The 11300-nt window shown below is 48.0% G+C and carries 9 protein-coding genes; 3 read left to right on the top strand and 6 right to left on the bottom strand.

Going from position 1 to position 11300, the window contains the following annotated elements:
- A partial coding sequence (locus OCV66_RS15105; RefSeq protein ID WP_262564868.1) for a hypothetical protein occupies positions 1 to 255 on the top strand: 255 nt, incomplete at its 5' end.
- Between the two features lie 91 nt (positions 256 to 346).
- Here the strand turns inward: OCV66_RS15105 and rpoN are convergent.
- The 5 genes from rpoN to OCV66_RS15080 all read right to left on the bottom strand — a co-directional run bounded on the left by rpoN (position 347) and on the right by OCV66_RS15080 (position 6355).
- Positions 347 to 1723, bottom strand: a complete 1377-nt coding sequence (rpoN, locus tag OCV66_RS15100) for an RNA polymerase factor sigma-54 (RefSeq protein WP_262564866.1) — start codon at positions 1721 to 1723, stop codon at positions 347 to 349.
- Between the two features lie 327 nt (positions 1724 to 2050).
- Positions 2051 to 3451 (bottom strand): MFS transporter, encoded by a 1401-nt coding sequence (locus tag OCV66_RS15095; protein WP_147574622.1) that lies wholly within the window; start codon positions 3449 to 3451, stop codon positions 2051 to 2053.
- 43 nt (positions 3452 to 3494) lie between these two features.
- Positions 3495 to 4505, bottom strand: a complete 1011-nt coding sequence (locus OCV66_RS15090; protein WP_147574621.1) for a zinc-dependent alcohol dehydrogenase — start codon at positions 4503 to 4505, stop codon at positions 3495 to 3497.
- A gap of 27 nt (positions 4506 to 4532) precedes the next feature.
- Positions 4533 to 5507, bottom strand: coding sequence for a transketolase family protein (locus OCV66_RS15085; RefSeq protein ID WP_147574620.1), 975 nt, complete (start codon positions 5505 to 5507; stop codon positions 4533 to 4535).
- 26 nt (positions 5508 to 5533) lie between these two features.
- Complete coding sequence (locus OCV66_RS15080; protein ID WP_147574619.1) at positions 5534 to 6355, bottom strand: transketolase; 822 nt, start codon at positions 6353 to 6355, stop codon at positions 5534 to 5536.
- Between the two features lie 565 nt (positions 6356 to 6920).
- On the opposite strand from OCV66_RS15080, the gene OCV66_RS15075 reads away from it, so the two are divergent.
- Together OCV66_RS15075 and OCV66_RS15070 are read left to right on the top strand one after the other, a co-directional pair.
- Positions 6921 to 8084: an iron-containing alcohol dehydrogenase gene (locus tag OCV66_RS15075; RefSeq protein WP_147574618.1), complete on the top strand. Its 1164-nt coding sequence runs from the start codon at positions 6921 to 6923 to the stop codon at positions 8082 to 8084.
- Between the two features lie 122 nt (positions 8085 to 8206).
- Positions 8207 to 10195 (top strand): sigma-54-dependent Fis family transcriptional regulator, encoded by a 1989-nt coding sequence (locus tag OCV66_RS15070; RefSeq protein WP_147574617.1) that lies wholly within the window; start codon positions 8207 to 8209, stop codon positions 10193 to 10195.
- Between the two features lie 316 nt (positions 10196 to 10511).
- Here the strand turns inward: OCV66_RS15070 and OCV66_RS15065 are convergent.
- A partial coding sequence (locus tag OCV66_RS15065; protein ID WP_147574616.1) for an IS256 family transposase occupies positions 10512 to 11300 on the bottom strand: 789 nt, incomplete at its 5' end.

Genomic DNA, 11300 nt, shown 5'->3' with positions numbered 1-11300 from the left:
AGCCGTTTTACCCGTCTGCCGCCCATGATAAATTTTTCTCTATTTGCACCGCTTTTGGCGGTTACACAAAATTTGGGATTGCCCCCCCTGCCGGGTGGAATCTTCCCGCAGGGCCTTTCCTTTTGCGTGTTCTGCGGTGTTGCCTTAACTAATTTCTACCGTGCAGGTGTCCAACTTGCACTTGCAATTTGCGGACTTTTAACTTTATTATTTTGTTTTCCAGGACTTTTGGCGGTCAGAAAATGGAGATACTAGATATTGTTTTAGGGACTGCCTGTCTCCTGATACTTGGCCTCCAGCTTATCGGCCTATGGAGGCGTTTATGAATCTCCACCTTTTCAGAATTTTATCGTTCTTTCCGTTTCCGATATGCCGCGGATGGAATATCGAATTCTTTTCGGTATTCAGTCACCGTCCGTCGTGACACTTCTATATCCATGGAAGACAGCACTCGACGCAAGCTTTCGTCTGACAAAGGATGCAATTTATCTTCTGCGTCTATAATGCGGTCAAAACAGATTTTCAGCATTCTTTTGTTTACGGGCGCTCCATTTCCTACCTTGCCGCTTACAAACTCCCGAAGCGGAACCGTGTGTCCAGAAAAGAAAATATACTTGTCTTGGATGCCGCGGCTGATGGTACTTTGATGGAAGTGCAATTCTTGGGCGATTTCCTGAACAGACAGAGGAACGGGGGCTGGGACTTGCCCCAAGAGGTATTCTTTTTGTCTGTCCAAAATAAAACGAATCATTTTGATCAGGGTAGATTCTCGTCGCTCCAGATCCTGTTGCATCCTTATGATTCGATGATTTTGATCTTTTAAATAAGCACCTAATTTTGTTGTTTTCTGCTGTTCTATTATAGCAAGATATTCCGGGAGCGGAGCAATTTTAGGCAGAGCCCGCTGGTTGTAAAACACCGTAATTTCCTGGCCCTGGATTTCCACAGCAGCATCCGGGATTATATAGACGGGCAAATCTCTGGACTGCAAAAACCCATTGCTGGGAATCGGGTTAAATGCTTGAATGACTTGACAGTAGCGTTGTGCTTCAGCAAAAGGAATCTTCAGATCTTTTGAGATTTTTTCTATATTTCCTTTCGCCAGAAGGGGAAGATAATCCTGAATGATGTTCAGAGTATATTTGTTAAAATAGGGACTGTGAACTAATTGGAGGATTAAACATTCCTCCAGAGAGCGAGCACCCACTCCGGTCGGATCTAAGCTCTGCACAGCGTACAAAGCCTGCGTTGCCTCTTCCACTGAACTTCCCATGAAGGAAGCCAACAAATCGAGCGGTTCGTCTAGGTATCCGCGATGGTCCAGGCTGTCAATGATGTATTCGCACCATGTCGCATAGCGAAATGGAAGATATTTCAAAATTTGTGGAAGCTGTTCCTTCACATACTCTGAAAAGGTTTCCTGATGTTGTATTGAACCGCCATCAGCAATCTGAGCAGAATCATTTTCATTGGCCGCCTGACGGGACGGGATCACGGTCTCAAAAATGGAACCGGAAAAATCCTCACAAAAAGTCATAAGCGAATTGGAGTCCCCGTTCTGCCAATCTTTATAGAATTGGTCCAGATCTACCATTGGGTTTTCTTCTGCAAACTGGATTAATTCTGCCTGCAGTCCAGCCATTGGTAACTGCAGGATTTTTAGTGATTGTCTCATTTCGGCTGATAGGATTTGTTGCTGGCAATGAATTTGCGATTGTAGCATAGACATCATCTCCTGTCGCAAGTATATTATCGTTTTTTGCCTGCACATGTGGAACCCACTGTTTGCTTGCAAAGAGCATGGTCTAGTATGGGAGGCTCTGAAACTGATTTTTGCCGAAACATTGAGAAAGACAAATTTGAGGATTGGACCATACAATCAGTTTTTCTTTATTATAGCATACAGGAATCGAAACCGTGCCGCAATATGGTCTCATGATCTGAAATTCCAAAAGCGAACAGCCCGGCTCAAATACCGCCCCAATAATTGGAAGCGTTTGAGCCGGACTGACCGCTATGAGACTAAAAATCTAGTTGAAGCGAGTTTGCTTTAATCAAGAGCTGGGTCATTAGATTGCCCTTTGTCGTTCAGCTTTGACAAAATATCATTGAAGGTCTTTCGGTCAATTTTGTAGAACAAGAAGACAATTCCGCAGAGAACAGACAAGATTCCTGGAATTACAGTAAAGAAATTGTTGATGGTGCCGGTGACCAAAGGAGTCTGCGTCACATTCGCTTGGAACCCCAAAACTGCCAGAGCGGCCGCCACGCCGGCACTGCCCAATGCAATGCCAAATTTATTTCCCAGCGAGATAAATGCAGACAAAAAGCCGTCGTTTCGAACCCCGGTTTTCAGCTGCCCGTATTCTACCGTGTCGGGAATCACGCCGTAAATACCAGAAGCCAAAACCCCTTCAAAGAATTTAGAGATTGCACACAGCGCATAGAATGGGACAGGCGAACCGATAGGTGAGGTAAATCGCATAAGAATCATAGCGATACCTGCTCCAATACAGCCGTAAGCGGTGACGCGCCCTTTGTTGCCATTAAAATTGTACCATGCTTTAAAAAGATAGCAGCCCGCAACCAGAGGTACAAGTCCTACAAGATTATATAGAGACATCAACCCTTCGTCGCCCTGAACATACTTAAAATAGTAAGTATACATGGACCCTCTGCCGTGGACAAAGAAACCCCACAGCAGTTGGCCGCAGAATGCAATCAAAAACGGGCGGTTTACCAGCATTGATTTAAACTGTATCCCCAGGGGATATTTATGTTTGACCGGGGGAGGAACAACCTCTCTCTGCGTCGCAAACACAACCGAGGCGCAGATCATAAAGATAATCACAAAAATGATTGTGGTCAAACGGTACCCGATTGCGTCGTTCCCCCCGCCCAGGGCCGAAACCATTGGGACGACGATAATTCCGACCCCCGCGATAGAGACGTTGGCCAGGGTGATTCGCATGGTGGACAACTTCGCGCGCTCATCTGTATTTTGAGTCAAGACGCTGGTCATTGCGCTGTATGGGATATTCACTCCGGTATAGCATAGTACCAGCAGAGCGTATGTCACATACATATAAACTATCTTGGATGTATCAGACCAATCGGGGTGTGCCCAGAACGTCAGCACCGTAATGATTGCTGTTGGGAAAGACATCAGCAGCACCCAAGGCCGGTAGCGGCCCCAGCGGGTCCTGGTGCGGTCGGACAGACTTCCGATAATCGGGTCATTGATCGCGTCCCATGCCCGCGCAATCAGCATCAGCAAGGAGACAGCCGCCATTGGGATCCCAAATACATCTGTATAGAAAATCATCAGATAGGATCCCACAAAGGTCCAAACAAAGTTATTTCCGAAATCTCCTAACCCAAAGCAGAACGCTCTCCAAAAAGGAATCTTAATATTTGTATCCACAGTTTGGATGGATTCAGTTTCTTTCATGGACTCTCCTTTCTATTCCTCTTTTCATCAATCTGCGAGATTCTTAAAATGTAATAATCCCCTTAATATATCCGGGCGGGTTCGTATCCAGCAGCCGGAAGCCTTCGTCAACCCGTTCGAATGGGATACGGTGGGTGATTAATTCCTCTGTGGGGAATACACCCTTGACATAAGCTTCCACTCCGATTTCCAGAGTATGCATGTATTCATTCGTATAATAAGGATGAACCACATGGATAATGGGAGAACGGTACATCATATTGTAGGCCATCTCCTCTGTCCATGTCTCATTTTTAGAATACACAGACGGCGTAAGGATCTTGCCGCGGCCCGATATTTTTGCCACCGAAAGAGCGGTCTGCAATCCGCGCAAGCTCCCGGTGATCTCAACAATACAATCATACATCCTCCCGTGGGTCAGTTCAAACGAGACATCCTCCACATCCACGTTTTTAGGATTAATGGTCTTGGTCGCTCCGTATTGGACCGCCATTTCCAGGCGCTTTTCATCCAAGTCGATGGCAACAATATCGCCTAGAGCCTGACTTTTCAGTCCGGCAATAACCATAAGCCCCATGAAACCGCACCCTATCACAGCAATCCGGTCTCCCATTTTCGGCTCCACGGCACGCACAATGTTGGCCACGCACATCATCGGCTCACCCAGGCAGGCGTCGATCGGCTTTGATGTCTCCGGGATCTTGATCATTTGTGCGTTGGCTGCTACATTGTAATCCGCAATACAGGTACTGAGTACGCCCGTCACCAAATCGCCCGGTTTGAAACATGTAACGGCACTGCCTACATCCTCGACAACGCATACTGGCTCATGCCCAATTCCCATGGGGAACTGAGGGTTCTTGATCATTGCGTCATAGCCATGTTTGTTTCCGAAGCCCATGGCGCTGGTTCCGCGATATGCGGGGATGTCAGAATGGCACAGTCCTACACTGATGGTTTTGTACAGCACTTCATTTTCTTTCAGCTTGGGGATTTCCTCCTGAATAAAATCAAACTGCTTAGGCGCAACCAATACGGCTCTTGTCCTTTTCATCGCGTGTTTTCTCCTTCTCTTCCGACTTTATTTCCGGGAAATTGACTTTTTTGCTGCCACGGCAATGTCCTGGGCAGTAAGGCCCATGACCTGTTTTAAATAGTCAATGGGGCCAACCTCGCCGAATCTGTCCTTGACGCCCACACGCTCAACAGGGACAGGGCAATTGCTGCCCAGCGTCTCACAGACTGCGCTGCCCAGGCCTCCAATAATGTTGTGATTTTCAGCTGTGACAATTGCACCTGTCTCCTGCGCGCAGGTTGTTAAAAGATCTTCATCAATGGGTTTGATCGTAAACATGTCCACCACACGGGCAGAAATTCCATCGGCTGCCAGCAACTCTGCGGCCTCCATCGCTTCAGCGACCATCATTCCAGTGGCAACAATGGTGACATCCGAGCCCGGACGAATCACACAGCCTTTTCCGATGGTAAAATCAGAGCCTTCCTGATAAACTCTGGCCATGGGTTTGCGGGCCATACGGATATAATAGGCACCTTGGAGTTTTGCCAGTTGATCCATCAGGTTGACCAACATCACGCTATCGGTGGGTTCTACAATTGTCAATTCGGGGAAGGCGCGCAAAGCCGCAACGTCCTCAAAGGGCATATGCGTACCTCCATTGAAAGCAGCCATTACGCCAGGATCAGATCCAACCAAGCGAATATTGGACCCTGCATAGCAGGCAGAAATAAAAATCTGATCATTGGCACGGCGAGCCAAGAACGGTGCAAAGGTATGACAGAAGGGGATCTTCCCAACCGCGGACAAGCCACAGGCGACCCCGACCATATTGGCTTCCTGAATCCCGCAGTTGAACAGCTGTTTCGGGTAGGTCTGTTCCATTTCTTTGTATCCGCCGCCGAGAATGCAAACGCCTAGGTCAGCTTCCAGCTCCATGATATCACGATTTTCACCCATCAAGCGCATCATGGTATGAAAATAAGTCTCTGACAGACCGGAAGGCTCCATCTCAATCTTGTTCATTACTTGATAGCCCATAAATATTCCTCCTTTTTTTGTCAAAATCAGGCTTGAAGCGCCTGAAGCGCTTCCTCCATATCCTCTTTGGACACAGCAACATGATGGCACCAGGTGCGCTCGGCAAATGTGCAGCCTTTCCCCTTGATGGTGTGCAGAATAATGGCGCTGGGCTTATCCTGAACCGCTTTGGCATTTAGAATTGCCTCATGAATGGCATTATAGTCGTGTCCGTTGATCTCAACAGCATCCCAGTGGAAGCTCTTAAATTTGTCTACATAGCTCTCCATCTCATTAATCTGACTAACGTAGCCGTCAATCTGGGCTTTATTGTCATCCACAAAGAGGATAAGATTTCCCAGCTTCTGCTGTGCCGCATACAGGATGGCTTCCCAATTTTGGCCCTCCTGGGACTCCCCGTCTCCCATAATGCAATAAACAGTGTTCTTTTTTTCATTTAAAAGGTGTGCCTGCGCGATGCCGGCTGCAATTGAGAGCCCCTGCCCCAGAGAACCTGTGGTCATATCAATACCCGGCGTCTTCCGGCGATCACAATGGCTGGGTAAATTTGTCCCGGGCTGGTTCAACGTTTCCATCCACTCCATCGGGAAAAAGCCTTTCAGTGCCAGTGCCGCATAGATGGCCGGTCCCGCGTGGCCCTTGGAGCAAACCAACCAGTCCCGGTCCTCCCAGGAAGGATTTTGGGGATCGTACTTCATGTCCTCCCCATACAGGACACTCAGTAGATCCGCGATTGACATACATCCACCGATGTGTCCAAATCCTCGAATCCCAATCTGTCGGATGGTTTGGATTCGAATTTCACGGGCAAAATTCTGCAGTTCCCGCTCTTTTGCTTGCGTCAGCATAAAACCACACTCCTTATATTTGGTCACGCTTTGCGTGCCTGACTAAAATGTGAGCAATCGCTTTGCCATAACGGACACCTTTTGCCTGAACATCTGGTAAACCAGTGAAATTTGGATCATTTGATAAAAAACCATTTCTTTTTTTGGCTATTCTGATGAGTTCAATATGTCCATCTCAAAAGCCAGTGGGCTGAGAAACGTCTCCCAACGAAATGGAATAAGCCTTCGCAAGAAAATTCTCATGGTGAGACAATAAAATTCTCAAAATTCTCAATCAAATGGATCTGTTCTGATGAGTTCAGTATGTCCATCTCAAAAGCCAGTGGGCTGAAAAACGTCTCCCCACGAAATGGAATAAGCCTTCGCAAGAAAATTCTCATGGTGAGACAATAAAATTCTCAAAATTCTCAATCGAATGGATCTGTTTTACCGAATCTGTCATAATTCGATGTACTTGCACCTCTATTTTTCCTTGTTTTGTCCATCTTTGTCCGCAGACACAATTGGCAGCTTTTATGCTAGGTATTTTGTAGCGGGTCCCTAATTATTGTAAGGAGGAATTCTTATGTTAACCGAATTTAATTTTCATGCTCCGTCTTTCGTAGTGGCGGGAAGAAACAGTGTTCATCAAACCGGGGAACTTTTAAAACAATGGGGCGCAGGCAAAAATATCATGGTGGTGTGCGGCAATAAAACCTATTCCCTTGGGTTATTGAATTCTCTGTTGGACAGCATCCGCAGCGGAGGCTTCACACCTTGTGTCTTCCATGGCTCTCTGCCTGACGCGCCGGTGGAGACTGTGCGCAGCGGCATCACCTATGCCAAAGAACATGACGTGTCTGCTATTGTCGCCTTTGGCGGGGGCAGCGCCATGGACACAGCCAAAGCAATTGCCTGCATGTTGGACGTAGACGGGGATATTATCGCATACTGCAAGGGACAAATCAAGCCGATCCGCCGCAGCAACCTGCTGTTTGCCATCCCCACCACTTGCGGTACAGGGTCAGAGAGCACTGACATTGGGGTTGTGTTGGATCAGGAAGCAAATTACAAGTATATTTTTGCCAATCCCTTTGCCGGCCCCGATGTGGCTATTTTGGATCCCGTACTGCTGACTGCGCTTTCTCCCTCCATGATCGCAGCCACAGCCATGGATGCATTTTCCCACAGTGCAGAAGCATATACCTGCAAAGCCGCCAATGTTATGATGGAACCGCTAGCCCTCGCTTCCATGGAGATGATTGTAAAGCATCTGCCTGCCGCAATGAAAGAACCCGGCAATCTGGAGGAACTGGAACAGTTGCTGATCGCCTCCTGTATGGCCGGACAGGCGTTTACTCAGGTCGGCCTTCATTTGGGTCATGCCATAGCTCACGGCGTAGGTGTATATGGTCACGTCCATCATGGAACCGCATGCGCTCTGGTTCTGCCTTATGCCCTCTCATCGGTGAGCGAGGTCATTCCTGACCGCATTGCAAGGATCGGTAAAATTCTTGGCGCCGAAATCCCGGCCCAAGCCGCCCCAAAGGAGATCGGTCGCATTGTCAGCGATTCTCTGCAATCGTTCAACCGCTCGATCGGCATTGGGCGTCTTTCCGACTATGGCGTCACAGAGGAACAGCTGGACTCCATGGCGGAATATGCAATACATGAGGGCGGAACACAAGGGAATTCTTTCCGCCCATCGCCCAAAGCAGAGGTAGTAGAGTATCTGAAATCCATTCTGTAATATAAATAAATCGGCAAAAAGCGGACGGGACTTTTTTGCCCGTCCGCTTTCCTGTCAGAAGAAGAGAATTGCTTGCAAAGTAGCGCAAATACTTTATAATGTTGTAAAGGGGGTGTTTTGCAATGTTAGATGCAACGGACCAGCAGTATTTTCAGAATCTAAAACACCTATGGGCACTTTTCCGGGAAACCGGAGAAATTTCCCCAGAGGTGAGGCCAATGATCGCTTCATCTTGGATGCGCAGCAGAGACTTCCATGTGGATATGACGAAGCCTCTTCGTGCTCCGATTTTATCCCGGCCTGAACTTCACTCTCTGCAGGCGGCCAATCAAACTCTGATTGACATTGCGAAGCCAATCATGGAAAAAATGCATTCCTTGGTGGGGGAAACTAAGAATTTGATCTCTCTCCATAACCCAGACGGCTATATGCTCTATTCTTGCGGTGATGAATACTACGCTGAGATGGAGACCGAAAGTTTATTTTCTCTGGGAGTCTGTTGGCAGGAGCGCTACATCGGAACAAACGGCATTACCCTGGTAGTTCTGGAGGATTCTCCCGTCCAGGTCTATGGTGCCGAGCATTATTGCGCGGCTCAGCATGATGGAACTTGTTCTGCAGCCCCAATCCATGATCGAGACGGAAGAATAATCGGTGTGTTGAATATGGCCGGAAAAGACTGGTCGGGAACCCTTCACACCCTGGGGCTTGTGGCTTTGGCGACCTTTTCCATTGAAAATCAGCTTACCCTGTTACATTCTTACAGATTGGTAGACACGGCAATTTCCAGTATCTCAGAGGGAATTGTGGTGGTGGATCAGGAGTTATGCATCCAGCGAATCAACCTGGGCGGAGAACAAATTTTGCGTGCGAAAAAAGAAAGTTTGTTGGGTCATTCAATTTCAACATGGTTTGGATCTCGTCACGAAGAATTGCAGCTCCGTTTACAGAAAGAGATTGCACCTTTCTCATTTGCAGAGGAAGAACTGATTGTGGGGGAGCATCATATTTCTTGCAACATCTCTATTTTCCCAATCGTGGTTGAACAGCATCCGGAGGGAGCAGTCCTTCTCCTTCGCCGCAGCCGGTCAATCAACGCTCTGGCCAATCAAGTAATGGGGAACCGCGCTCGGTATGTATTTGACTCCATCATTACCCAAGCGCCTCAAATCCTGAATACGATCCAGACAATGGAGAGTATAGCGGCCACGAATTGTACGGTGCTATTAGAGGGTGAGAGTGGAACAGGAAAAGAGCTATTTGCCCATGCCATTCACAGTGCTAGCCATCGAAAAAACGGTCCGTTTATTGCAGTCAACTGCGCCTCCCTGCCACATTCTCTTGTCGAAAGCGAACTATTCGGCTATGAAAAGGGGGCGTTTACCGGAGCCCTTGGACAAGGTAATCCTGGAAAATTTGAACTTGCTGATGGCGGAACAATTTTTCTGGATGAGATCGGAGAACTTCCTTTGGAAATCCAAAGCAAACTTTTGCGCGTTTTGGACTCTCACCGAATCTTTCGGATTGGAGGAAAAACGGAAAAGAATTTAAACATCAGAGTCATTGCTGCAACGAACCGCGATTTACAGAAAGAAGTAAGAAATCATAATTTTCGAGAAGATTTATATTATCGCATCAATGTGCTCTCTTTTCACATTGTCCCATTGCGGGAGCGGATTGGAGATGTGCCTCTTTTAGCAAACTATTTTATCGAGGAGATCAACCGCAGAGGGGAACGAGAGTCCAAGATCATATCTCCGGAGTGTATGCGAATTCTAGAGCAACACACTTGGCCCGGAAATGTGAGAGAATTGCAAAATGTGATTTTGCGTGCCTACTACTGCAGTGGGAAAAACGATGTAATTTTGCCGGAACATCTCCCGGATGACTTGCTGCATCTGTTATCAAACACGCGAACACCACAACCAAAACAATATTCCGGAGAAGACACCGCGCAGAAGGAAAAAATCGAGCAAGCGCTTTCTCAATGCAACGGAGATACAAAAGAAGCTTGCAAACAACTTGGAGTCAGCCGTGCTACGCTGTATCGATATTTAAATTATTACAACATACAGGCCCGGACTTTTAAAGCAAAAACCAAAACTACATAGTGCCCTTTGCTGGCCGCAAAGGTATAGGGGAGAGCAGACAGCGGCGGTGAACACACTAGAGGCAGCATTCCTATGGGTTTTAAATTATTGGCTGACAATAGCAAAAATAAGAGAGCCAAATTCCGGGCAACTGTACTCAATGGCCGGGGCAATCCCAAATTTTGTGTAACCGCCAAAAACGGTGCAAATAGAGAAAAATTTATCATGGGCGGCAGACGGGTAAAACGGCTGCCGCCTTGTTAACAACATAACGCCAATGGGACGGGATGTCAAGGCGGAGCTATCATATCCCCTCTGCCATCGATCTGAAACGGCATTACTCAGGCATGCGCTCGGCGAAGTAGACAGCCATCTGGGCGTGGATCACACTCCAGTCCTGCCGCCGGCCGGTCCACTTTTTCGTGATGTCCATCATGGCCAGATACAGCATTTTCAGCAGGCTGTCGTCGGTGGGGAACACGGATTTGGCTTTTGTCACCTTGCGCAGCTGGCGGTTGAAGCCCTCGATGGCATTGGTGGTGTAAATCAGCCGCCGCACCTCCTGAGGGTACTTGAAATAGGTGCTCAGGTTTGCCCAGTTGTCCCGCCAGGACTGGGAGATTTTCGGATATTTCCGGTCCCAGTGCTCCCCGAAGGTATCCAGGGCATCCAGTGCCGCCTGCTCATCTACGGCGGCATAAACTGCCTTCAGATCAGCCATGAGCGCCTTTAAGTCCTTGTAGGACACATATTTACTGGAATTGCGCAGCTGATGGATGATGCAGTTCTGAATTTCGGTTTGAGGAAAGGTTGCATGGATAGCCGCATCAAATCCGGCAAGGTTATCCGTGCAGGCGATGAAAATATCCTCCACACCACGGTTCCGCAGGCCGTTGAGCACGGTCGCCCAGAACTTGGCGCTCTCATTTTCGCCTACCCACATGCCCAGTACATCCTTCCGGCCATCCAGATCAATGCCTGTGGCAATATACACCGCTTTCTTTACGATCTGCCCCTCGCTGCGGACATGGTAGTGGATGGCATCCAAAAATACCACGGCGTAGATGGACTCCAGAGGCCGCTGCTGCCACTCTTTGGCCACAGGCAGGATCTTGTCCGTGATCCG

Source organism: Agathobaculum ammoniilyticum (genome assembly GCF_025567315.1).
In the GTDB taxonomy this organism is placed as follows: domain Bacteria; phylum Bacillota; class Clostridia; order Oscillospirales; family Butyricicoccaceae; genus Agathobaculum; species Agathobaculum ammoniilyticum.
Note: the sequence above shows the minus strand (reverse complement) of the source record. Positions and strands in the feature narration are given on the sequence as shown.